This is a genomic window from Pseudomonas sp. 22072, assembly GCF_052046095.1.
In the GTDB taxonomy this organism is placed as follows: Bacteria; Pseudomonadota; Gammaproteobacteria; order Pseudomonadales; family Pseudomonadaceae; genus Aquipseudomonas; species Aquipseudomonas paracarnis.
In genome coordinates, this window is record NZ_JBQEQE010000001.1 from 416,638 (window position 1) to 440,244 (window position 23,607).

Consider the following 23,607-nt stretch of genomic DNA (forward strand, 5'->3'; position numbering starts at 1 on the left):
AAAAAGCACTGACTCACAGCAGGGGTTTTCAGGCCGTTTCCACGGCCTTTTTTTTCGCCTGGGGATTGATCAATCGCTTATGTTTTTATGGAATAAACAAATGAATAAATAAGATTTATAGATATATAAATCTGCTGATAAGGTCTATCCCATCTTGGCGCCATCGCCGTACAGCGAACCGCCGACACTTGCTCAAGGAATCTCCTGCATGCTGGTCGTAACACTTGGAGGCAGTCCCAGCCAGCGTTCCCGCTCCGGGGTCTTGCTGGATAAAACCCGTCAGTGGCTGCAACAGCAGGGCGTGGAAGTGGTGAGTTACCAGGTACGGGACTTCCCGGCTGAAGACTTGCTGCACGCACGCTTCGACAGCCCCAAGGTCATTGACCTGCTGCAACAAGTCGCCAATGCCGACGGCCTGGTGATCGCCACGCCGGTGTACAAGGCGTCGTTTTCCGGGGCGTTGAAAACCGTACTGGACCTGCTGCCGGAGCGTGCGCTGGCCCATAAGGTGGTGTTGCCGATGGCGACCGGCGGCAGCATCGCCCACATGCTGGCGGTGGACTACGCCCTGAAGCCGGTGCTGTCGGCCCTCAAGGCCCAGGAATTGCTCCACGGTATTTTTGCCGAAGACAGCCAGATCGCCTATGGCGAAGGCAGCGTGCAGGCGCAACTGGTGCCGGTACTCGAACAGCGTCTGCACGAAGCCCTGGAGCAGCTCTACAGCGCCATGGCGCGCCGGCCAAAACCGCTGGACCCTGACGTATTGAATGAACGTTTGTTGAGTGCTCGCTGGAGCATCTGAGCCTCACCCCAGAAACCTGGAAACACTCACCTTACTCAGCCGACAACGGCCAAGCAGGTGCAGCCAAAACCCTAATCGCACAGTTGGAGAGAGCGCCATGCGCACTGTCATCTTGCGTCGTGGTCTGGTCGCACTCTTTGCTGCGGCTGTGTCCTTCGGCGCCATCGTTCAAGCCCAAGCCGCCGAGACCTTGCGGATCGGTTATCAGAAGTACGGCACCCTGGTGCTGCTCAAGGCCAAGGGCACCCTGGAAAAACGCCTGGCCGACCAAGGCGTGCAGGTGCAGTGGACCGAGTTTCCCGGTGGCCCGCAATTGCTCGAGGGCCTGAACGTCGGCTCCATCGACTTCGGCGTTACTGGCGAAACCCCACCGGTGTTTGCCCAGGCGGCTGGCGCCGATCTGCTCTACGTCGCCTACGAACCACCCGCGCCTACCAGCGAAGCGATCCTGGTGCCCAATGACTCGCCGATCAAATCGGTGGCCGAGCTCAAGGGTAAAAAGGTCGTGCTCAACAAAGGCTCCAACGTGCACTACCTGCTAGTGCGTGCCCTGGAAGATGCCGGCCTCAACTACACCGACGTAAAGACCGTGTTCCTGCCCCCCGCCGATGCCCGTGCTGCGTTCGAGCGTGGCAGCGTGGACGCCTGGGTGATCTGGGACCCGTACCAGGCCGCCGCCGAGAAGCAACTACAAGCGCGCACCCTGCGAGACGGCACCGGGATTGCCGACAACCATCAGTTTTACCTGGCCACCAAACCCTACGCCGAACAGCACCCGCAAGTGATCAAGGCGTTGGTGGAAGAGGTGCGTGCGGTAGGCGAATGGTCCAAGGCCAACCCGCAGGAAGTGACTGAGCAGGTCGCCCCACTGCTCGGCCTGCCGGCAGATATCACCCTCACATCGGTGAAACGCCAGGGCTACGGCGCGCTGTTCCTGACCCCGGCAGTGGTCGCCGCCCAGCAGAAAATCGCAGACACCTTCTACCAACTCAAATTGATCCCCAAGCCCTTGAGCATCAAGGACGTGATCTGGACGCCACCCGCCGCGGTTGCCAAAGCGCCGTAATCCGACTTCATTCAGGAGACAACTCCATGAGCCTCAATATTTTCTGGTTCCTGCCCACCCACGGCGACGGTCATTACCTTGGCACCGCCGAAGGCGCCCGCGCTGTCGACCACGGTTACCTGCAACAAGTGGCCCAGGCTGCCGACCGCCTGGGTTTTGGCGGGGTGTTGATCCCTACGGGCCGCTCTTGCGAAGACTCGTGGTTGGTGGCCGCCTCGCTGATCCCCGTGACCCAGCGCTTGAAATTCCTGGTTGCCCTGCGCCCTGGGATCATCTCCCCGACCGTGGCCGCGCGTCAGGCCGCGACCCTGGATCGCCTGTCTGGTGGCCGTGCGCTGTTCAACCTGGTCACCGGTGGCGATCCGGAAGAACTGGCTGGCGACGGATTGTTCTTGAGCCATGAAGAACGCTACCAGGCGTCGGTGGAATTCACCCGCATCTGGCGCCGTGTGCTGGAAGGCGAGACCGTGGACTACGACGGCGAGCACATCAGCGTCAAAGGCGCAAAATTGCTCTACCCACCGATTCAACAACCACGCCCGCCGCTGTATTTCGGGGGTTCCTCCGAAGCCGCCCAGGACCTTGCGGCCGAACAGGTCGAGATGGTGCTGACCTGGGGCGAGCCGCCGGCAGCCGTTGCGGAAAAGATCGCGCAGGTACGCGCCAAGGCTGCAAAACTGGGACGCACGGTGCGCTTTGGCATTCGCTTACATGTGATCGTGCGCGAAACCAACGACGAAGCCTGGAAAGCCGCCGACAAACTGATCTCCCACCTGGACGACGAGACCATCGCCCGCGCCCAGGCGTCCTTGGCGCGCTTCGATTCGGTGGGCCAGCAACGCATGGCAGCCTTGCACGGCGGTAGCCGTGACAACCTGGAAGTCAGCCCCAACCTGTGGGCCGGCGTCGGCCTGGTACGTGGCGGCGCAGGAACGGCGCTGGTGGGCGATGGCCCAACGGTTGCGGCGCGGGTCAAGGAGTACGCGGACCTGGGTATCGATACCTTTATCTTCTCCGGTTATCCACACCTGGAAGAGTCGTATCGGGTCGCCGAGCTGTTGTTCCCGCACCTGGATATCGAACGTCCCGAGCTGCCAAAAAGCGCCGGCTACGTCAGTCCGTTTGGCGAGATGGTGGCCAACGACATCCTTCCCAAAGCTGCGTCACAGAGCTGAGGCGCCGTTATGGACTTAGAAAAAATCAGCCATCGCGTGGCGCCCTGGGTGCTGCCGATCTTATTGCTGGCGGTGTGGCAGTTGTCGGTGTCGGCGGGTTGGTTGTCGACGCGCATTCTGCCAGCGCCGAGTGCAGTGATCGAAGCCGGGGTGAACCTGGTGGTCAGCGGCGAAATCTGGACGCACCTGGCCATCAGCGGCTGGCGCGCCGGCCTGGGCTTTGTGATCGGAGGCAGCATCGGTCTGGCCCTGGGCTTTATCACCGGCTTGTCGAAGTGGGGCGAGCGCTTGCTCGACAGCTCCGTGCAGATGATCCGCAACGTGCCGCACCTGGCGCTGATTCCGCTGGTGATCCTGTGGTTCGGCATTGATGAGACCGCGAAAATTTTCCTGGTGGCCCTGGGTACCTTGTTCCCGATCTACCTGAACACTTACCACGGCATCCGCAATGTCGACCCGGCACTGGTGGAAATGTCGCGCAGCTATGGCTTGTCCGGTTTCAGCCTGTTCTGGCAAGTGATTCTGCCGGGCGCGCTGCCGTCGATCCTGGTGGGGGTGCGCTTCGCCCTGGGCTTCATGTGGCTGACGCTGATCGTGGCGGAAACCATTTCGGCAAGTTCCGGCATCGGTTACCTCGCGATGAATGCCCGTGAATTCCTGCAAACCGACGTGGTGGTACTGGCCATCGTCATGTACGCCATCCTCGGCAAACTGGCCGACCTGGCAGCCCGTGGGCTGGAACGTGTGTGGCTGCGCTGGCACCCGGCGTATCAAGTCAAAGGAGGTGCAGCATGACGGCCCAACAACCTCCGCGTCTGTTGAAGGGTATCCCACTGGCGGTGCGCAAATTGCGCAAGGCCTTTGGTACCCGCGAAGTGCTCAAAGAGATCGACCTGCATATTCCTGCGGGGCAGTTCGTGGCTGTGGTCGGCCGCAGCGGTTGCGGCAAAAGTACCTTGCTGCGCCTGTTGGCGGGGCTGGACAAAGCCAGTGGCGGCGAGCTGCTGGCCGGCTCCGCGCCACTGCACGAAGCGATTGAAGATACGCGGTTGATGTTCCAGGAAGCGCGCTTGCTGCCATGGAAGAAGATCATCGATAACGTCGGCCTGGGCCTCAAGGGCGACTGGCGGCCCAAAGCGCTGGATGCGCTGGAAGCGGTTGGCCTGGCCGAGCGCGCCAATGAATGGCCGGCGGCGTTGTCCGGTGGCCAGAAACAGCGCGTGGCACTCGCACGGGCGTTGATCCATCAGCCGCGCCTGTTACTGCTCGATGAGCCGCTGGGCGCACTGGATGCCCTGACCCGCATCGAGATGCAGCAACTGATCGAAAACCTGTGGCGCAAGCACGGTTTCACGGTGTTGCTGGTGACCCACGACGTCAGCGAAGCCGTGGCGATTGCCGACCGCGTAATTCTGATTGAAAACGGCGAAATCGGCCTCGACCTGAACATCGACCTGCCACGCCCACGGGCCCGTGGCTCACACCGCCTGGCCGCGCTGGAAGCCGAAGTGCTCAACCGCGTGCTGTCGCTACCCGGTTCCCCACCGGAACCCGAACCTGTTTCACCGCTGCCGACGCAATTGCGTTGGGCTCAATAACTCACACAGGAAAAACACCATGACTATTAAAGCCATCAACGTGCGTAACCAGTTCAAAGGCACCATCAAGGAAATCGTGGTCGGCGACGTGCTGTCGGAAATTGACGTGCAGACCGCGTCCGGCATTGTCACCTCGGTGATCACCACGCGTTCGGTCAAGGAGTTGGAGCTGGTGATCGGCAGTGAAGTGATTGCCTTTGTGAAATCCACTGAGGTGTCGATTGCCAAGTTGTGATAACCCCACTGATCGTTCCCACGCTCTGCGTGGGAATGCCGCCTGGGGCGCTCCGCGTCCCGCTGTGCCAAAGGTGACGCAGAGCGTCACGGGATGTATTCCCACGCAGAGCGTGGGAACGATCAGCGCTTGGGCAGATAGGCCGGCAAATAAAGCCCCACATACGCATCAAACACCCGCATCCCTTCCTCCGCCATGCGCGGCGTAATCAGCCCATGCTGATGCACCGAGCGCGCGTACACGCGGTCGCTCAACTCCAATGCCAGGGCAAACACGTCCACATCGCCCGGTAGCGTTGGCACTTCAAAGTGGCGATTGAACACCGCCAGCATCAAGTCGCCCAATTCCAGATCATGCTGGCGATCGGCCTGGGTCACTTCGGTCAACCCATGCTGGGCCAGGATCAACTGGCGCGCCGCGGCATCGTTGCTGTAGATGCTGAGCATGCGTTGTTCAACGATGTAGGACAGGTCGCGCCAATGCTTGAGAGATTCATGCTCGATGGGCGCCTGGATGGCAGCGCGAAAGGCTGCGTGAACGTCAGCGGTCAACGCCTCCAGCAACGCCGGCACACTGGCGAAAAAGTGGTACACCGATGACGGTGGAATCTGTGCCCGTTCGGCCACGCTGTAGATCGACAAGCTGGCCACACCTTCGGCGGCCAGCAAGGTGCGGGCGGCGTCGAGGATCGCGTCGATCCGGGCCTGGCTGCGGGCGCGGGGTTTGCGAACAGTGGCGGGGCGGGTGGTCATGGATGTCTCCTACAAGGCAGCAGGCATTGTATGAGCAGGAATCTGTGTTGTCTGCCAAGCCGCTATCGCAGGCAAGCCAGCTCCCACATTTGACCGAGTTCCAACCTTGAAATGCGTTCCACTGTGGGAGCTGGCTTGCCTGCGATGAGGCCAACCCGGTTTCCCAAAATAAACACATAAAAAAACGCCACTGACCAAAATCAGCGGCGTTCTTTTATTGCAGCAACCGCTTACACGGTATGCAGGTACCAGTTGTACTCAAGGTCGGAGATGGAGTGTTCAAACTCCTCCAACTCACTTTCCTTACAGGCGACGAAGATATCGATGTATTTAGGATCGATGTACTTGGCCATCACCTCGCTGTCGTCCAACTCACGCAGCGCATCGCGCAGGTTGTTCGGCAGGCTCTGCTCGTTCTGCTCGTAGCTGTTGCCTTCCACTGGAGCGTTCGGCTCGATCTTGTTGGTCAGGCCGTGGTGTACGCCCGCCAATACCGAGGCCATCAGCAGGTAAGGGTTGGCATCGGCGCCAGCCACACGGTGTTCGATACGCACGGCATCGGACGAGCCGGTGGGTACGCGAATCGCCACGGTGCGGTTATCCAGGCCCCAGCACGGCGAGTTCGGCACGTAGAACTGTGCGCCGAAACGACGGTAGGAGTTGACGTTGGGGCACAGGAACGCCATTTGGGCGGGTAGGGTCTCCAGCACACCGCCGATCGCGTGACGCAATGCGGCGTTCTGCTCGGGATCCTCGCTGGCAAAGATGTTCTTGCCGTCCTTGTCCAGAATGGAAATGTGTACGTGCAGCCCGTTGCCTGCCTGGCCTGGGTAAGGCTTGGCCATGAAGGTGGTGTCCATCTCATGGTCGTAGGCGATGTTCTTGATCAGGCGCTTGAGCAGTACCGCGTAGTCGCAGGCCTTGATCGGGTCGGCGACGTGGTGCAGGTTCACTTCGAACTGCGCCGGGGCACTTTCCTTGACGATGGCATCGGCCGGAATGCCTTGCTCCTTGGCACCTTCCAGAATGTCCTGGAGGCAGTCGACGTATTCGTCGAGGTCGTCGATCAGGTAGACCTGTGTCGAGTGCGGGCGTTTGCCGGAGATCGGCGAGCGGGGCGGTTGTGGGCGGCCGTTCACGTTCTCCTGGTCGATCAGGTAGAACTCAAGCTCGAAAGCGGCGCAGATGGTCAGACCGAGGTCGTCAAACTTGGTGACAACTTGGCGGAGCACTTCGCGCGGATCGGCGAAGAAAGGTTCACCTTCAAGTTCGTGCATGGTCATCAGCAGTTGCGCGGTGGGGCGCTTTTGCCAGGGTTCATTGCACAGGGTGTCGGGGATTGGATAACAGATTCGGTCAGCATCACCGATGTCCAGGCCCAGGCCGGTGCTTTCCACCGTAGAGCCGTTGATATCCAGGGCAAATAAAGAGGCAGGCAGGTTAATGCCCTTCTCGTAAACCTTGTGGAGGCTGGTGCGTTCGATGCGCTTACCGCGCACCACACCATTCATATCCGCAATTAGAAGGTCTACGTACAGAACCTCAGGATGATCCTTAAGGAACGCGTTCGCTTCGTTAAGCTGAACGGCACGCGGGGGTACCGACATGATGCAACACCTTTGTTGTTAAAAATATCAATCATTGATCTTTTCTGGTTTCAGTCAACCCGAACGGCCTGCCGAAGTCAAGCGAGGCATTTTTTGCCCTAAAAAAGCGCCATGAAGCCTTTTTTGCGGGGTTTTGGGGCGGTTTTTTGGGTTTTAGGGGCTTGGGACCTGCAGGCTTGAGCGGGCCGTGTAGGATTTTTTACGGGGGTGTTGTGTAAAAAAATGAACAAGGCTAAGCTCGATTCAAACCCATAACAGCAATAATACCGGGGTGCTTCATGTTTCACCTGCCGCCAATCGGCGTCTCTGCCTGCTCCAGCCAGGCGTTGTCCGCAGCTCGTTCGCCCCGTGTGAATGCCCAGGCACCGGCCAATATTCTTGACGGCCCGGCCGATCTCCTTTTTGCCATCTCCGACGCCACTGAGCGACCCTCATCCGCCGTGCCGATCATAATTGCGCACAACTTTGGCCTGAGGAATGCAACCCATGGGCAAATGGCAGGTAAGCTCCTACCCTGAATGAAAAAACGACGCGGATGCTGCGTCCACCAACGCCTGGCCTTTAATGGATGCCAGGAAACCCAGCCCAGAGGCATTTATGAGTAACAACCTCGACCAGCTCACCGATTGGTTGAAAGACCACAAGATCACAGAAGTCGAATGCATGATTGGCGACCTCACCGGTATTACCCGGGGCAAGATCTCGCCGACCAACAAGTTCATTGCCGAAAAAGGCATGCGCCTGCCCGAGAGTGTTCTGTTGCAGACCGTGACCGGCGACTATGTCGAAGACGACATCTATTACGAATTGCTCGACCCGGCCGACATCGACATGATCTGCCGCCCCGACCAGAACGCGGTATTCCTGGTGCCCTGGGCCATCGAGCCGACCGCCCAGGTGATCCACGACACCTACGACAAGCAAGGCAACCCGATCGAGCTGTCGCCGCGCAACGTGCTCAAGAAAGTCCTCAAACTCTACTCCGACCGCGGCTGGCAGCCCATCGTGGCGCCGGAGATGGAGTTCTACCTGACCAAGCGCTGCGAAGACCCGGACTTCCCGCTGCAACCGCCGATTGGCCGCTCCGGCCGCCCGGAAACCGGTCGCCAGTCCTTCTCTATAGAAGCAGCCAACGAATTCGACCCGCTGTTCGAAGACGTCTACGACTGGTGCGAACTGCAGGAACTGGACCTCGACACCCTGATCCACGAGGACGGCACCGCGCAGATGGAAATCAACTTCCGTCACGGCGATGCCCTGTCTCTGGCCGACCAGATCCTGGTGTTCAAGCGCACCATGCGTGAAGCCGCGCTCAAGCACGACGTGGCCGCCACCTTCATGGCCAAGCCCATGACCGGCGAGCCCGGCAGCGCGATGCACCTGCACCAGAGCATCATCGACATTGCCACCGGCAAGAACGTCTTCTCCAATGAAGACGGGACCATGAGCCAACTGTTCCTCAACCATATTGGCGGCCTGCAGAAATTCATCCCTGAATTGCTGCCTTTATTCGCCCCCAACGTGAACTCGTTCCGCCGCTTCCTGCCCGACACCTCGGCGCCGGTGAACGTGGAATGGGGCGAAGAAAACCGCACCGTCGGCCTGCGCGTACCGGATGCCGGCCCGCAGAATCGCCGCGTGGAAAACCGCCTGCCGGGCGCCGACGCCAACCCGTACCTGGCGATTGCCGCCAGCCTGTTGTGCGGCTACATCGGCATGGTCGAAGGCCATAACCCGAGCGCGCCGGTGGTGGGCCGCGGTTACGAGCGACGCAACCTGCGCCTGCCGTTGACCATCGAAGACGCCCTGGAACGCATGGAAAACAGCAAGACCATCGAGAAATATCTGGGGCAAAAATTCATCACAGGCTACGTCGCGGTCAAGCGGGCCGAGCATGAAAACTTCAAGCGCGTGATCAGTTCGTGGGAGCGGGAATTCCTGCTCTTCGCCGTCTGATGCGCCGGGCGCGCCCTTCAAACGGCGCGCCTTCACTGAAAAGTCTAGGAGATTGGTATGTCCAGCAACAACCCGCAAACCCGTGAATGGCAAGCCTTGAGCAATGATCACCACCTGGCTCCGTTCAGCGACTTCAAGCAATTGAAAGAGAAAGGCCCAAGGATCATCACCAAAGCCCACGGCGTTTACCTGTGGGACAGCGAAGGCAACAAGATCCTCGACGGTATGGCCGGCCTGTGGTGCGTGGCGATCGGTTACGGTCGCGATGAACTGGCCGATGCCGCCGCCAAGCAGATGAAAGAACTGCCGTACTACAACCTGTTCTTCCAGACCGCACACCCGCCGGTATTGGAGTTGGCCAAGGTCATTTCCGATGTCGCGCCGGCTGGCATGAACCACGTGTTCTTCACCGGCTCTGGCTCCGAAGGCAACGACACCATGTTGCGCATGGTCCGCCACTACTGGGCGATCAAGGGCCAGCCCAACAAGAAAACCATCATTGCCCGCAAGAATGGCTACCACGGCTCTACCGTGGCCGGCGCCAGCCTGGGCGGCATGACCTATATGCACGAGCAGGGCGACTTGCCGATCCCGGGCATTACTCACATCGCGCAGCCCTACTGGTTTGGCGAAGGCGGCGACATGAGCCCCGAGGAATTCGGTGTGTGGGCCGCCAACCAGTTGGAAGAGAAAATCCTGGAGCTGGGCGTGGACAACGTCGGCGCCTTTATTGCCGAGCCGATCCAGGGTGCCGGTGGCGTGATCGTGCCGCCTGCCACGTACTGGCCGCGCATCAAGGAAATCCTCGCCAAGTACGACATCCTGTTTGTCGCCGACGAAGTAATCTGCGGCTTCGGCCGTACCGGTGAGTGGTTCGGTAGCGATTTCTACGACCTCAAGCCGCACATGATGACCATCGCCAAGGGCCTGACCTCGGGCTACGTGCCCATGGGCGGCCTGATCGTGCGTGACGAAGTGGTGGCGGTGCTCAACGAAGGGGGCGATTTCAACCACGGCTTTACCTACTCCGGCCACCCGGTGGCCGCGGCCGTGGCGCTGGAAAACATCCGCATCCTGCGCGATGAAAAAATCGTTAACCGTGTGCACGACGAAACGGCACCGTATTTGCAAAAGCGTCTGAGGGAACTGGGCGATCATCCGCTGGTGGGTGAAGTACGCGGCGTCGGTATGCTCGGTGCGATCGAGCTGGTGCAGGATAAGGCGACGCGCAAGCGTCACGAAGGCAAAGGCGCCGGCATGATCTGCCGAACCTTCTGCTTTGAAAATGGCCTGATCATGCGCGCCGTGGGCGACACCATGATCATTTCGCCGCCACTGGTCATCAGCAAGGCTGAAATCGACGAGCTGGTAACCAAGGCCCGCCATTGCCTGGACCTGACTTTGGCAGCCTTGCAGGGCTAAGTGCTAGGCTCAGTGCGCGGTGCACCGGGCAGTTAAAAATGCAGGGGCTTTGGTTGAAAGCCGGCCCCTGAACTTGCCAGACTGTCGCCCTGTTTTGTTGCCCTTCGGTTGGGCCGTAAAACATACAACGCTTGTGGCCCAAAAAAGAAAAAATTGGAGCATCACCAAATGAAGGCATTAGGTTTGAAGAACGCTGGCAAGACCCTCCTCGCCTTGTCCCTGATGGGTGCAATGGCGGGCGCGGCCCAGGCAGACAATAAAGTGCTGCATGTCTACAACTGGTCCGACTACATTGCACCGGACACCATCGCCAACTTTGAAAAAGAGTCGGGCATCAAAGTGGTGTACGACGTTTTTGACAGCAACGAAACCCTGGAAGCCAAGTTGCTGGCAGGCAAGTCCGGCTACGACATCGTCGTGCCGTCGAACAGCTTCCTCGCCAAGCAGATCAAGGCCGGTGTCTACCAGGAGCTGGACAAGTCCAAGCTGTCCAACTACGGCAACCTGAACAAATCCCTGCTCAAAGCCGTATCGGTCAGCGACCCGGACAACAAGCACGCCTTCCCGTACATGTGGGGCTCGATGGGCATCGGCTACAACCCGGAGAAGGTCAAGGCCGCACTGGGCGTGGACAAGATCGACTCGTGGGACGTACTGATGAAGCCGGAAAACATCGCCAAGCTGAAAAGCTGCGGCGTGAGCTTCCTCGATTCGCCAACCGAAATGCTGCCGGTAGCGCTGCATTACCTGGGCCTGCCGACCGACACTACGAAGAAGGCTGATCTGAAACAGGCCGAAGACCTGTTCATGAAAATCCGTCCTTCGATCGGCTACTTCCACTCCTCCAAGTACATCTCCGACCTGGCCAACGGCAACATCTGCGTGGCTGTGGGCTACTCGGGTGACATCGAACAGGCCAAAACCCGCGCGGCTGAAGCCGGCGGCAAGGTCAAGATCGCCTATGACATTCCCAAGGAAGGTGCTGGCAGCTTCTTCGACATGGTCGCCATTCCCAAGGATGCTGAAAACGTCGAGGCTGCCTACGCATTCATGAACTACCTGCTCAAGCCAGACGTCATGGCCGCGATCACCAACAGTGTGCGTTTCCCGAACGGTAACGAGAAAGCCACTGCCCTGGTCGATAAAGACATCACCAGCGACCCGGGTATTTATCCGTCGGCCGAAGTGCAATCCAAGCTCTACGCCATTGCCGACATGCCGGCGGCAACTCAGCGTGAAATGACCCGTAGCTGGACCAAGATCAAGTCCGGTAAATAACGCACAAACCTGTAGGAGCGAGCTCGCTCGCTAAAATCGTCAACGATAACGCGGGGCCTCTGATAGCCCGCGTTGCCTGTGAGTTCTTCGCGAGCAAGCTCGCTCCTACAAACAGTGGCAGCCGTACAGAAAATAAATGACAGAAAGTTTTGCCGGATCGGTTTATCGACGGTAAGTTGCGCGCCGGTTTTGTTGCCGGGCAACAACTTCAAGGCCCCCAACTATTCAAGAGGACCTCCACTTGCCAATTTCTTTATTTCGCAAAGCCATGCTGGTGGGTGCAGGTATCACGCTGGCTGCCAGCGTACAGGCCGCACCGACGGTGCATATTTATAACTGGTCGGACTACATCGGCCCCGACACCCTGGCCAACTTCGAAAAGGCCAGCGGTATCAAGCCTGTGTATGACGTGTTTGACTCCAACGAAACCCTGGAAGGCAAGTTGCTCGCCGGGCGTACCGGCTACGACGTCGTGGTTCCGTCCAACCATTTCCTGGGCAAGCAGATCAAGGCTGGAGCGTTCCAGAAGCTCGACAAGTCACTGCTGACAAACTACGCCAACCTCGACCCGGTGCTGCTCAAGCGCCTGGAAAAGAACGACCCGGGCAACCAGTACGCGGTGCCGTACCTGTGGGGCACCAACGGCATTGGCTACAACGTCGACAAGGTCAAGGAAGTGCTGGGTGTCGACAAGATCGACTCTTGGGCGGTGTTGTTCGAACCGGAAAACATGAAGAAGTTGGCCACTTGCGGCGTGTCGTTCATGGACTCGGCCGATGAAATGCTACCGGCGGTACTCAACTATATGGGCCTGGACCCCAACAGCACCAACCCGGCCGACTATAAGAAAGCCGAGGAAAAACTGCTGAAAGTGCGGCCCTACGTGACCTACTTCCATTCCTCCAAATACATCTCGGACCTGGCCAACGGCAACATCTGCGTGGCGGCCGGTTTCTCCGGCGATGTGTTCCAGGCCAAGGCCCGTGCGGCGGAGGCGGGCAAAGGCGTGAACATCGCCTACACGATTCCCAAAGAAGGCGGCAACCTGTGGTTCGACGTGCTGGCGATTCCCAAGGATGCCAGCAACGTCAAGGAAGCCCACGCCTTCATCAACTATTTGCTGCAGCCTGAGGTGATCGCTCAGGTCAGCGATCAAGTCGGTTACGCCAACCCTAACCCAGGGGCGGACAAACTGATGGAGCAATCGATACGCACCGACGCAGCGGTTTACCCACCGCAGGCGGTTCTCGAGCGGACATTCGTCAACTTTGAGCTACCCCCGAAAGTGCAGCGTTTAATGACCCGTAGCTGGACCAAGGTCAAGACGGGCAAGTAAGGCTAAAACTATCCAAGGCTGGCCCGCATTGGGCCGGCTGCACAGTTTTTTTTGGGAGTTTCGTAAATGGCAGTTGCCTCCGGCGCCTATAAGAAAGCCCTCGAGGGCGACCAGACACCGAAAAAGGTGCTGGTCAAAATCGACCGGGTCACGAAGAAGTTCGACGAGACGATTGCCGTGGACGATGTGTCCCTGGAAATCAAGAAAGGCGAGATCTTCGCCTTGCTCGGCGGTTCGGGTTCGGGCAAATCCACCTTGCTGCGCATGCTTGCAGGTTTCGAGCGCCCAACCGAAGGTCGCATCTACCTCGACGGTGTGGACATCACCGACATGCCGCCCTACGAGCGGCCGATCAACATGATGTTCCAGTCCTACGCCTTGTTCCCGCACATGACCGTGGCGCAGAACATCGCCTTCGGCCTGCAACAGGACAAGATCCCCAAGGCTGAAGTCGACGCACGCGTGGCCGAGATGCTCAAGCTGGTGCAGATGAGCCAGTACGCCAAGCGCAAGCCGCACCAATTGTCCGGCGGCCAGCGCCAGCGTGTGGCCTTGGCCCGCTCCTTGGCCAAGCGCCCGAAGCTGCTGCTGCTCGATGAGCCGATGGGCGCACTGGACAAGAAGCTGCGCTCGCAGATGCAACTTGAGTTGGTGGAGATCATCGAGCGCGTTGGGGTGACCTGCGTGATGGTGACCCACGATCAGGAAGAGGCCATGACCATGGCCGAACGCATCGCGATCATGCACCTGGGCTGGATCGCTCAGATCGGCAGCCCCATCGATATCTACGAAACTCCCACCAGCCGCCTGGTGTGCGAGTTCATCGGCAACGTCAACATTTTCGACACCCAGGTGGTGGACGACGCCGAAGGCCACGCAGTGCTCAAGTGCCCGGACCTGGACCGCGACATCTACGTAGGCTACGGCATCGCCACCTCGGTGGAAGACAAGTCGGTGACCTACGCCATTCGCCCGGAAAAGCTGTTGGTGACCACCGAAATGCCGACCTGCGAACACAACTGGTCCAGCGGCAAGGTGCACGACATCGCCTACCTGGGCGGCCACTCGGTGTTCTACGTGGAGCTGCCGAGCGGCAAGCTGGTGCAGTCTTTCGTCGCCAACGCCGAACGCCGTGGCCAGCGCCCAACCTGGGGTGACCAGGTGTACGTGTGGTGGGAAGACGACAGCGGCGTGGTACTTCGCTCATGAACATGAAGAAATTCAAGCGGCGCTTGGATCGCATCGTGCCCAATGGCAAGCAGGTGGTCATCGGGATTCCCTTCCTCTGGCTGTTCCTGTTTTTCGCACTGCCGTTTTTCATCGTGCTGAAAATCAGCTTTGCCGAAGCCGATGTGGCGATCCCGCCCTATACCGAGATCTATACCTACGTTGAGCAAAAGCTGGAGGTGGTGCTGAACCTGGCCAACTACAGCTTGCTGGCGGGCGACGAGTTGTACATCGCCGCCTACCTGGGCTCGCTGAAGATGGCGTTTTTCAGCACGCTGCTGTGCCTGCTGATCGGCTACCCGATGGCCTACGCCATTGCCACCGCGCGCAAAGAGATGCAGACCGTGCTGGTGCTGCTGATCATGATGCCCACCTGGACCGCGATCCTGATCCGGGTGTATGCGTGGATGGGCATCCTCAGCAACAACGGCCTGCTCAATGGCTTCCTGATGTCCATGGGCTTGATCAACGAGCCGCTGCAGATCCTCAACACCAACATCGCGGTGTACATCGGCGTGGTCTATTCGTACCTGCCGTTCATGATCCTGCCCCTGTACGCCAACCTGGTGAAGCACGACCAGAGCCTGCTGGAAGCCGCTTCGGACCTCGGTTCGAGCACCTTCAACAGCTTCTGGAAAATCACCGTGCCGCTGTCCAAGAACGGCATCATCGCCGGTTGCATGCTGGTGTTTATCCCGGTGGTGGGCGAGTTCGTGATTCCTGAACTGCTCGGCGGCCCGGAAACCTTGATGATCGGTAAGGTGTTGTGGCAAGAGTTCTTCAACAACCGTGACTGGCCGGTGGCGTCTGCCCTGGCGGTGGTGATGCTGGCGATCCTGATCGTGCCGATCATCCTGTTCAACCGCAGCCAAGCCAAAGAGCTGGAGGGCAAGATATGAAGCGCTTTCGTTTCTCCAGCTTCATGCTGGTCGCAGGCTTGTTGTTCATCTACCTGCCGATGTTGATCCTGGTGATCTACTCGTTCAACGAATCCAAGCTGGTGACAGTGTGGGGCGGTTGGTCGATCAAGTGGTACGTGGGCCTGTTGGACAACACCCAGTTGATGGGCTCGGTGGCCCGCTCCCTGGAAATCGCCTGCTACACGGCGGTGGCGGCGGTGGCGTTGGGTACCCTGGCCGCCTTCGTGCTGACGCGCATCAGCCAGTTCAAGGGCCGCACGCTGTTCGGTGGCCTGGTGACGGCGCCGTTGGTGATGCCGGAAGTGATCACCGGCCTGTCGCTGTTGCTGCTGTTCGTGGCCATGGCGCAGATGATCGGCTGGCCCCAGGAGCGTGGCATCGTCACCATCTGGATCGCCCACACCACCTTCTGTGCGGCGTATGTGGCGGTGGTGGTGTCGGCGCGCTTGCGTGAGCTGGACCTGTCGATCGAAGAAGCGGCGATGGACCTGGGCGCGCGGCCGTGGAAGGTGTTCTTCCTGATCACCATCCCGATGATCGCGCCATCGCTGGCAGCGGGCGGCATGATGTCGTTCGCGCTATCGCTGGACGACCTGGTACTGGCCAGCTTCGTGTCGGGCCCCGGTTCCACCACCTTGCCGATGGAAGTGTTCTCGGCGGTGCGTCTGGGGGTTAAACCCGAGATCAACGCCGTGGCGAGCCTGATTCTGTTGGCGGTGTCGCTGGTGACCTTCCTGGTGTGGTTCTTCAGCCGTCGGGCCGAAGAGCATCGCAAGAAGGCTATTCAGCAAGCGATTGAAGAAGCCGCAGCGGATGGCTGGCAGCAGCCGGACAAGCGCCGGGCGCCAGCGCCGGTCTAACTGCCGACGCGATCCACTGTAGGAGCGAGCTTGCTCGCGAAGAACGTTAACGATGACGCTGGGTACCTGACACCCAGCGGCGCTCTCAGGTTTTTCGCGAGCAAGCTCGCTCCTACAGTGGGGTTTAGCTATGCAGCCCACGGCGACGTGCGGATCACCTGCACAAAATTCATCGGCTTGAACCCCGGCTCCTGGTCCACCAGCACGTCGGTCTTAACATTGCCAAACGTGGTCTGCGGGCGATGGCGCAAGCCGTCGGCGAACGCGCAGATAATGCACTCCTTGAACCCCTCACCCCGTGGATGCGCGTGCACCACCGCTTCGCGCTGCACCGTGGAAAATGCGGCGTAGTCCATGCCCAACACGTCCATTTCCACCCCGGCGGTTACCAGTGCTACGGTGGGGCGCAGGTGTTGCGGCACACCCGGCGTGGTGTGCAGGGCGATGGACAGCCACACTTGTTCGATATCGTCATCGCTCAACCCATAGGGCTTGAGAAATGCGGCGGCGGCGTTGGCGCCGTCCACTTCAAAACGCTCGTCGTCACTGCGGTGGCCTTCCACCAGGCCCAGGTCATGGAACATCGCGCCGACGTAGAGCAACTCCGGGTTGTAGGCCAATTGCTTGCGCTCACCGCTCAAGGCGCCGAACAGGAAGACGCGGCGCGAATGGTGGTAGAGCAGGTCCGATTCGACGTCGCGGATGTATTCGGTGGTGGCCCTGGCCAAGGCGCTATCAGGGATCTGAATACCGGCTATGGTGATGCTCATGGTGGATCTCCTCTGGAAAGACTTCAGTCTGGTCCCATGACCCTGAAGCGGCTATTGCGACAGGGAGGCGATCCCGGCCAATGTGCCGCCACATCGTGCCAAGCATGTAGGCGATCCCCTGTGGGAGCTGGCTTGCCTGCGATAGCATCACCNCCCACAAGGGGGGCGCGTTTATCCAGTTGGAAAAAGGTGTTTGTGACCATGGGCAAAACCGTCGCCATCCTGATCTTCCCCGGTGTCCAGTCGCTGGACGTGACCGGGCCGATGGATGTGTTCTGCGAGGCCAACCGCTTCCTGGCGCCCGAGGATCACTATCGGCTGGAAGTACTCGGCTTTGGCCACGGCGCCATGGCGGCCTCCAACGGTTTGTCACTGCAGGCGCACAAGCACTACAGCGAAGCCCGGCAACCCTATGACCTGTTGCTGGTCGCCGGCGGCCCGCAGTTACCCTTCGAGGATTTCGGCTTCGAGTTTGACGCTTGGCTGCGCGCGGCCGCCGCGAAGGCGCAGCGCTTCGGCTCGATCTGCAATGGCGCCTTCATGCTGGCCCGCGCAGGTCTGCTGGACGGCAAGACCGTCACTACCCATTGGAACGATGCCGCCAGCCTGGCGCGCCTGTGTCCCTCGGCCCAGGTCGAAGCCGACCGTCTCTATGTGCAGGACGGCAAGCTCTACACCTCCGCCGGGGTCACGGCAGGTATCGACCTGTCGTTGTACTTGCTGGCCCAGGATCACGGCCCGGAAGTGGCCCTGAGCGTGGCCAAGCGCCTGGTGGTGTTCACCCAGCGCTCGGGCGGGCAATCGCAGTTCAGCCCGTTCCTCACGCCCCATGCCGAAACCACCTCGGCGGTGGCGCTGGTGCAGCTGTACGTGCTGGCCAACCTGACGGGAGACTTGACCATTGCCGACCTGGCCAAGGCGGCCAATATGAGTGCGCGCAATTTCTCCCGGGTGTTTGCCCGTGAAGCGCGGATTACGCCGGCGGAATTTGTCGAGAGGGCGCGCGTGGATGCGGCGCGGGTGATGCTTGAAAGCAGCCACGCACCGCTTAAAACCGTGGCCTATCAATGCGGCTTTCGCGACGCCCAGCACATGCGCAGTGTGTTCAACCGCCGGCTGGGCGTCACGCCGCAACAGTTCAGGCTTAACTTTGCGGCGCCGGTTTGAGCGTGTCGTAGGCTTCCAGGGCGCGCAACGAGTAGATGTAGGCCGCGCCTGCATTCAGCGAGATCGCGGTGGCCAGCGTGGCCGCCACTTCTTCGCGGGTTGCCCCGGCCTTGATCGCGGCATCGGCATGCACGCCGATACAACCGTCGCAGCGGGTGGTGATCGCCACCGCGATGGAAATCAGTTCACGGGTCTTGGCGTCGAGTACATTGTTTTCCTCGGCAGCTTCCCCCAGCGCCATGTAGGCTTTGACCATCTTCGGGTTGCTCTTGCCCAGTGAGCCAAAGGCTTTCTTCACGGTAGGTAGCAAGTCGGACCAGTTATTGAACATTGCGGTAACTCCTGAACAGATTGGGTGTGAAGCCAGTCTGTAGCGTTGAAGGCTACGGCTATTGTTCAATCCGCTCATTTTTTTGACCGATGCTCGCAAATGAATGCCATCGACACCCTTATCGCGCTGGCCAACCTGCGCGGCAGCCTGGATTTGCGTTGCCAGTTCCAAGGGGACTGGGCGTTGGACCATGCGCCGGAAAACCTCGGCGTGGCGCCTTATCACATCGTGCTTAGCGGCACCTGCCGCGCCGAGTTGTCTGGCGGGCAATATGTAACGTTGGAGGAGGGCGATATCCTGCTGATGCCCGGTGGCGGTACCCACTTGCTGCGCAGCCAGGGCGCGCGGATCCGCCCGATGCAGCCTCGCGTTATCGAAGGGGGTGCGCTGACCGTGCACCGTTTGGGCGGTGAACAGCCGGATGTGGATATGCTGTGTGGCAGCTTTCACTACAACCGCCAATCGCTGTTGTTCGATGCGTTGCCGGACTACCTGGTGGTGTCCAGCCGCCAGTGGCAAGGCGATGGGCAACTGGCGGCGTTGATAGCGTTGCTGCGCAGTGAAGCGGACGGGCAGCAAGTGGGTGCCCGTTCGTTTATCAATGCGCTGTCGTCAGCCCTGTTCACCTTGATCCTGCGCAGTTGGCTGAGCGACCAGGCGCCAGGGGCGGGAACCTTCGCCTTGCTCGCTGACAAGCGCTTGAGCAAGGCCTGGCAAGCCATGCTGGCCGAACCTGGGCATGAATGGACCATCGATGGTCTGGCGTCGGCGGCCAGCATGTCCCGTGCGACCTTTATGCGTGCGTTCGTCAAAGTGGCAGGTGTATCGCCCTGGGTGTTGCTCACCCAATTGCGCATGGAGATGGCGTTCAACCTGCTGCGCCAGTCACGCCTGAGCCTGATCGATATCGCCGCCCAGGTGGGTTATCAGTCCCAGGCGGCGTTCAGCAAGAAATTCAAGGACACCTACGGCCAAGCGCCAGGGCGCATGCGGGCTCACACCCGATGATCGTTCCCACGCTCTGCGTCCCGCTTCTAAGGGCGGACGCGGAGCGTCCATGGCTGCATTCCCACGCGGAGCGTGGGAACGATCATCGGGCGGGTAGCAGTTTCAAGGTGCCGCGGGTATTGGCCGTCACTTCCTCCTCACTGAAGTGCGCCTGCTCATACCTGCCCTCGATATAGCTCTGCGCCTGGTCGCCATAGTGCGTATCAAAGGGCACACCGCTTTGCCCCACCGGGTTGATGGTGAGGGCGTGGGCCGGGTCGGCGAAGTCGATCAGGCGCCGTGTCGACGGGCCGTAGGTCACAGGCCACGGCGCCGGGCCAATCGGGGCGGTCTGGTTGTTCGGCACTTCGTGGCTGCCCGGTGCCGGGAAGGGGCCGACGTTGAAGATTTTATCCAGCGGTTTTTGCAGGCCCAGCGGGTGGCCGTGGGTCAGGGTGTGCGCCTTGCCCCACTGCCACTGTGCCGGGTCATCGCCGAACGTAGCCTTGAGGTGGGCCAGGCTATTGTCCCAGGCGAGCTTGACGGTGTCGGCCCGATTGCCGTTCCACCAGGGCGAGTCTGCCGACGCGGCCAGGCGGGGCAATGCGGCGTCGATCACGCGGGTGCCGAGCAGGGTCTTGAACAAGGCATCGCCGAGTTTGGGGTGAAAGGTTGCGTCGCTGAGGTTGAACAGCAACTGGTTGAACAGCGTGGCATTGGTGGAGTCCAGCGGGTAGTCACCCTTCCAGTTGGCAAGCTGCTCCACCAGTTTGAGTTGCGCCGGGTCCTTGACCACCTCGCGCAGCACCGGCAACAGCGGTGCCAGCAGGCGTGGGCCGTAGGCGGTGGTGGTGCCCAGTTGCAGGGCCTGGCTGTTGGTCACATCCCACTTCACGCTTGTGTCGCTCAACTGCGCGTTCAACTGCTGGCCGCGGTCAGCCAAGTTGTAATAACCGGGGATCGGCATGCCGGTGGGCGATGCCGGCTGGGCATTGGCGGACACCACATAGCCGCGCGGCGGGTTTTCTTCCTGGGGGTTGGCACTGAAGGGGTAGAAACCCAGCTTGTCGGCCTGGGCAGTGCTACCGTCGAGGATGAACGCCGGGTTGACGCCGGCCGGGCGGATCGGCAACTGCGCTGCCGCCCACCAGCCGATATCGCCTTTGGCATTGGCCCACACGATGTTCAGGCCTGGCGCCGACACCTTGGCGGCTGCGGCACGTGCCTTGGCCAGGGTGTCGGCACGGTTGAGCTGATAGAAGCCATCGAGGATCGGGTTTTCACTGTCCAGGAACGCCCACCACATGGCAATCGGTGTGCTGCCGGCGTTCTCACCGAGCACGTCGTTGATGATCGGGCCGTGGGGCGAACGGCGCAGGGTGAGGGTTACCGGCGCCTGGCCCTTGACCTGGATCTGCTGCTCGCTGCTGCTCATGTCCACCCATTGGCCGTGATACCAAACCTGGTTGGGGTTGTCCGGGTTGACCTTCTCGGCGACCAGGTCGAGGTCGTCGTTCTGGAACATGGTCAGGCTCCAGCCGAAGTCCAGGTTGTGCCCCAGGAACGCCACCGGTACCAGCGCGTTGTGGTAGCCGTACAACTCGAAGCCTGGCGCCGACAGCTGCGCCTCGTACCAGACCGAAGGCACCGAGAAACGGATATGTGGGTCACCCGCCAGCAACGGTTTGCCGCTTTGGGTATGGCTGCCGCTGACGGCCCAGGCATTGCTGCCTTCGAACTGCGGCAGGCCGTTGTCGGCCAGGGCCTTTTCGCTCAGGGCGGCGATGGCGCCAAGCGTCTGCCAATCGCTGGCCGCCAGGTTGAGGGCGCCCTTGGGTTGCCAGTCGAGATCGAAGACGTTCAAGTAGGCGCTGCCCAGCCGGTCGCGCACGTAGGTCAGTACCGGCTCGGTACGAAAGGCTGCGGCAAAGCTGTAGGCCATGTACCCGGCGACGCTGATGCTGTCTTCGGCGGTAAACGGGCGCTTGGCGATGCCCAGCACATCGAATTCCATGGGGCTGGCGTGGCTGTCCTGATACTGGTTGATCCCGTCCAGGTAGGCTTGCAGGGCCTTGGACGAGGCTGAGCCAGGGTCCATGTGCTCCACATAGCTCAAGGCACGCTCGCGAATGCGCAGGCTGCGAAACAGTTTGTCGGTCTCCAGCAGCTTGGGCCCCAGCACCTCGGCCAGTTCGCCACGGGCCAGGCGCCGCATGATCTCCATCTGGAACAGGCGGTCCTGGGCATGCACATAGCCCAGGGCGCGGTACAGGTCGGCTTCGTTTTCGGCGCGGATATGCGGTACGCCACGGTCGTCGTAGCGCACCGTGACCGAGCCTTGCAGGTGCGCCAGCGTCACCGTGCCCTGGCGCGTGGGTTGTTTGCTGTAGACGTACCAACCGACGCCCAGGGCGACCAGCACAATCAGCACCGCAAAAACCTGCAAGACGCGCTTCATGAACATTCCTTACCAAAGTGGACGGACTACAGATCCTTAGGCCACGAACAATAGCAGCCTACCGCGAGGGTGTGAGTGGCATTCACTTCGCGTCCGGCTCCGAGGGCCTTGAGAATTGGCTCGATAAAACTGTTGCTGGCGTTGCACGTCAGGCCTTCGCTGTAGGGGCCGAAATACGCCAGCTTGCCGGTGGGGTCCCAAATGCCCACGGCCGGGCTGGCGGGGATCTGGTCCGCGCCGGGCAGGGCATCGAGGACTTTCAGATGGCGCAGGTTCTCGGGCAACTGGCCGTGGCTGCCGGGTTTTTGCAGGGCATAGAACTCCACCCCTTGGGGCGCGTACTGCTCGATCAACTCGCCCAGGTGTTGCTGGTTACCGACATTGCACGGGCAGGCCGGGTCCCAGAAGTGCACCAGGCGAATCGGGCCAGGGCCGCTGAGAGCGGCGGGCAGTTGCAGCGCATCGCCGGAAAATACCGCGGTGTGTTCGCTGAAGGCGCGCAGGTAGCGGCCCTGGAACCAGTCATAGGCCGCCCACAGCACCCCGGCGCAGATAACCAGGATCAGGCTGGCGAACAGGGCGTTACGGTAGGGCGGTCGCATTGGATGTATCCTCGCAGGTCGCGTAGCTTGCCATGCTTGTCCTGACAGATGAATATCGCAGCTCGATATTCATCTTCACCGCAAGTCTGGAAGCCTTTATGCCCGTCACCTTTGACCCTGATCATCTGCGCGAAAGCTTGCGCCCCCTGGTGGATGCGCAGCCGCTGTCAGCCGAGGCGAGGGTTTACCAGCGTTTCTACGGGCTCGACCTGGCCGCACGTCAGGTGCCGGCGGTGAGCCGCCTGGGGCGCTTGCAGGTGGATGGGTTCGAGGTGGTGGCCCAGGTCTGGTGGCCGCCAGCGCCAGTGGCGACGATGTTCCTGTTCCACGGTTTCTACGATCACATGGGGCTGTATCGCCATGTGGTGGATTGGGCGTTGGACCAGGACTTCGTGGTGATCGCCTGCGACCTGCCTGGCCATGGCTTGTCCAGCGGCGCACGCGCCAGCATCGATGACTTTGCGGTGTACCAGAGCGTGGTGCAGGCCTTGTTCGTCGAGGCCAAGGCGTTGCAATTGCCGCAACCCTGGCACCTGTTCGGGCAAAGCACCGGCGGCGCCATCGTGGTGGACCATCTGCTCAACCACGGCGCCCAAAGCCCGGCCCAGGGCAAGACCTTCCTGCTGTCGCCGTTGGTGCGGCCGCGTGCCTGGGGTTGGTCGCAGGTCAGCTATTACCTGCTGCGCCCGTTCGTCAAAGGCATCGCCCGGCGTTTCAGCGATAACTCCAACGACCCTGCGTTCAAGCCGTTCCTGGAAGCCGACCCGCTGCAGCCTCGCCAATTGCCTACCGCCTGGGTGGGGTCGCTGGCGCGCTGGATCAAACGCATCGAAGCCGCACCACGCAGCCCCCGGCGCCCGGTGATCGTGCAGGGTGAGGAAGATATGACGGTGGACTGGCAGCACAATTTGCAGGTGTTGCGAGGTAAGTTCGACCGGCCTGAGGTGTTGATGCTCAAGCAGGGGCGGCATCACTTGGCCAATGAAATTCCGCAGATTCGCGAAGCATATTTTAACTTCCTCACGGATCACCTGAGATAACGCAGTCCAAATGTGGGA

Annotated in this window: 22 protein-coding genes; 16 read left to right on the forward strand and 6 right to left on the reverse strand. The window is 60.6% G+C overall.

Annotated elements, in window-relative coordinates; all coding sequences use genetic code 11:
• Nucleotides 1-208 precede the first annotated feature (208 nt).
• The 6 genes from ssuE to ACTJLA_RS01940 all read left to right on the forward strand — a co-directional run bounded on the left by ssuE (nucleotide 209) and on the right by ACTJLA_RS01940 (nucleotide 4,876).
• The gene (gene ssuE, locus ACTJLA_RS01915) at nucleotides 209-802 is read left to right on the forward strand and encodes an NADPH-dependent FMN reductase (RefSeq protein WP_014720392.1); all 594 of its coding nucleotides are present in this window, start codon (nucleotides 209-211) and stop codon (nucleotides 800-802) included.
• A 97-nt stretch (nucleotides 803-899) separates the two neighbouring features.
• A complete protein-coding gene (locus ACTJLA_RS01920; RefSeq protein WP_314548693.1) occupies nucleotides 900-1,868 on the forward strand; it encodes a sulfonate ABC transporter substrate-binding protein in 969 nt (322 codons plus the stop codon).
• 26 nt (nucleotides 1,869-1,894) lie between these two features.
• Nucleotides 1,895-3,043, forward strand: coding sequence for an FMNH2-dependent alkanesulfonate monooxygenase (gene ssuD, locus ACTJLA_RS01925; protein WP_003195260.1), 1,149 nt, complete (start codon nucleotides 1,895-1,897; stop codon nucleotides 3,041-3,043).
• A 9-nt stretch (nucleotides 3,044-3,052) separates the two neighbouring features.
• Nucleotides 3,053-3,838, forward strand: coding sequence for an aliphatic sulfonate ABC transporter permease SsuC (gene ssuC / locus ACTJLA_RS01930; protein ID WP_003195258.1), 786 nt, complete (start codon nucleotides 3,053-3,055; stop codon nucleotides 3,836-3,838).
• Nucleotides 3,835-4,641 carry an aliphatic sulfonates ABC transporter ATP-binding protein gene (gene ssuB / locus ACTJLA_RS01935; RefSeq protein ID WP_032902254.1) on the forward strand — a complete coding sequence of 269 codons (807 nt, stop codon included), beginning with the start codon at nucleotides 3,835-3,837 and terminating at the stop codon, nucleotides 4,639-4,641. The genes ssuC and ssuB overlap by 4 nt, the downstream gene beginning before the upstream one ends.
• A gap of 19 nt (nucleotides 4,642-4,660) precedes the next feature.
• A complete protein-coding gene (locus ACTJLA_RS01940) occupies nucleotides 4,661-4,876 on the forward strand; it encodes a TOBE domain-containing protein (RefSeq protein ID WP_003176783.1) in 216 nt (71 codons plus the stop codon).
• 122 nt (nucleotides 4,877-4,998) lie between these two features.
• Here the strand turns inward: ACTJLA_RS01940 and ACTJLA_RS01945 are convergent, their stop codons facing one another.
• Entirely contained in the window at nucleotides 4,999-5,628 is a 630-nt protein-coding gene (locus ACTJLA_RS01945) for a TetR/AcrR family transcriptional regulator (RefSeq protein ID WP_054917063.1), read from the reverse strand.
• A 230-nt stretch (nucleotides 5,629-5,858) separates the two neighbouring features.
• The gene (locus ACTJLA_RS01950; protein ID WP_003195252.1) at nucleotides 5,859-7,235 is read right to left on the reverse strand and encodes a glutamine synthetase family protein; all 1,377 of its coding nucleotides are present in this window, start codon (nucleotides 7,233-7,235) and stop codon (nucleotides 5,859-5,861) included.
• Between the two features lie 597 nt (nucleotides 7,236-7,832).
• Here ACTJLA_RS01950 and ACTJLA_RS01955 point away from each other — a divergent pair.
• The 7 genes from ACTJLA_RS01955 (at nucleotide 7,833) to ACTJLA_RS01985 (ending at nucleotide 16,234) form a co-directional block, all read left to right on the forward strand.
• Nucleotides 7,833-9,191 carry a glutamine synthetase family protein gene (locus ACTJLA_RS01955; protein ID WP_003195249.1) on the forward strand — a complete coding sequence of 453 codons (1,359 nt, stop codon included), beginning with the start codon at nucleotides 7,833-7,835 and terminating at the stop codon, nucleotides 9,189-9,191.
• Between the two features lie 57 nt (nucleotides 9,192-9,248).
• On the forward strand, nucleotides 9,249-10,613 hold the full coding sequence (locus ACTJLA_RS01960; protein ID WP_014720386.1) for an aspartate aminotransferase family protein: 1,365 nt from the start codon (nucleotides 9,249-9,251) through the stop codon (nucleotides 10,611-10,613).
• A gap of 183 nt (nucleotides 10,614-10,796) precedes the next feature.
• Complete coding sequence (locus ACTJLA_RS01965; protein WP_019817783.1) at nucleotides 10,797-11,891, forward strand: polyamine ABC transporter substrate-binding protein; 1,095 nt, start codon at nucleotides 10,797-10,799, stop codon at nucleotides 11,889-11,891.
• A gap of 241 nt (nucleotides 11,892-12,132) precedes the next feature.
• Nucleotides 12,133-13,227, forward strand: coding sequence for a polyamine ABC transporter substrate-binding protein (locus tag ACTJLA_RS01970; protein ID WP_014720384.1), 1,095 nt, complete (start codon nucleotides 12,133-12,135; stop codon nucleotides 13,225-13,227).
• Between the two features lie 66 nt (nucleotides 13,228-13,293).
• Nucleotides 13,294-14,436, forward strand: a complete 1,143-nt coding sequence (locus tag ACTJLA_RS01975; RefSeq protein ID WP_003195240.1) for an ABC transporter ATP-binding protein — start codon at nucleotides 13,294-13,296, stop codon at nucleotides 14,434-14,436.
• A complete protein-coding gene (locus ACTJLA_RS01980) occupies nucleotides 14,433-15,353 on the forward strand; it encodes an ABC transporter permease subunit (RefSeq protein ID WP_003195238.1) in 921 nt (306 codons plus the stop codon). Before ACTJLA_RS01975 ends, ACTJLA_RS01980 begins: the two co-directional genes overlap by 4 nt.
• Nucleotides 15,350-16,234 (forward strand): ABC transporter permease subunit, encoded by an 885-nt coding sequence (locus ACTJLA_RS01985; RefSeq protein ID WP_003195236.1) that lies wholly within the window; start codon nucleotides 15,350-15,352, stop codon nucleotides 16,232-16,234. Before ACTJLA_RS01980 ends, ACTJLA_RS01985 begins: the two co-directional genes overlap by 4 nt.
• Nucleotides 16,235-16,362: 128 nt before the next feature.
• Here ACTJLA_RS01985 and ACTJLA_RS01990 read toward each other — a convergent pair whose 3' ends face one another.
• A complete protein-coding gene (locus ACTJLA_RS01990; protein WP_186527848.1) occupies nucleotides 16,363-17,004 on the reverse strand; it encodes an HD domain-containing protein in 642 nt (213 codons plus the stop codon).
• A 201-nt stretch (nucleotides 17,005-17,205) separates the two neighbouring features.
• On the opposite strand from ACTJLA_RS01990, the gene ACTJLA_RS01995 reads away from it, so the two are divergent.
• Nucleotides 17,206-18,171 carry a GlxA family transcriptional regulator gene (locus ACTJLA_RS01995; RefSeq protein WP_014720381.1) on the forward strand — a complete coding sequence of 322 codons (966 nt, stop codon included), beginning with the start codon at nucleotides 17,206-17,208 and terminating at the stop codon, nucleotides 18,169-18,171.
• Here ACTJLA_RS01995 and ACTJLA_RS02000 read toward each other — a convergent pair.
• On the reverse strand, nucleotides 18,149-18,502 hold the full coding sequence (locus ACTJLA_RS02000; RefSeq protein WP_034128991.1) for a carboxymuconolactone decarboxylase family protein: 354 nt from the start codon (nucleotides 18,500-18,502) through the stop codon (nucleotides 18,149-18,151). The genes ACTJLA_RS01995 and ACTJLA_RS02000 overlap by 23 nt on opposite strands.
• Nucleotides 18,503-18,601: 99 nt before the next feature.
• Here ACTJLA_RS02000 and ACTJLA_RS02005 point away from each other — a divergent pair, with 99 nt between their 5' ends.
• Entirely contained in the window at nucleotides 18,602-19,510 is a 909-nt protein-coding gene (locus ACTJLA_RS02005) for an AraC family transcriptional regulator (protein ID WP_034128990.1), read from the forward strand.
• 82 nt (nucleotides 19,511-19,592) lie between these two features.
• On the opposite strand, the gene ACTJLA_RS02010 is transcribed toward ACTJLA_RS02005, so the two are convergent.
• Both ACTJLA_RS02010 and ACTJLA_RS02015 read right to left on the reverse strand, forming a co-directional pair.
• Nucleotides 19,593-21,947, reverse strand: a complete 2,355-nt coding sequence (locus ACTJLA_RS02010) for a penicillin acylase family protein (RefSeq protein WP_089041497.1) — start codon at nucleotides 21,945-21,947, stop codon at nucleotides 19,593-19,595.
• Between the two features lie 26 nt (nucleotides 21,948-21,973).
• Complete coding sequence (locus ACTJLA_RS02015) at nucleotides 21,974-22,549, reverse strand: DUF6436 domain-containing protein (protein WP_054917051.1); 576 nt, start codon at nucleotides 22,547-22,549, stop codon at nucleotides 21,974-21,976.
• 98 nt (nucleotides 22,550-22,647) lie between these two features.
• On the opposite strand from ACTJLA_RS02015, the gene ACTJLA_RS02020 reads away from it, so the two are divergent.
• Nucleotides 22,648-23,589, forward strand: coding sequence for an alpha/beta hydrolase (locus tag ACTJLA_RS02020; protein ID WP_259038951.1), 942 nt, complete (start codon nucleotides 22,648-22,650; stop codon nucleotides 23,587-23,589).
• Nucleotides 23,590-23,607: the final 18 nt, after the last annotated feature.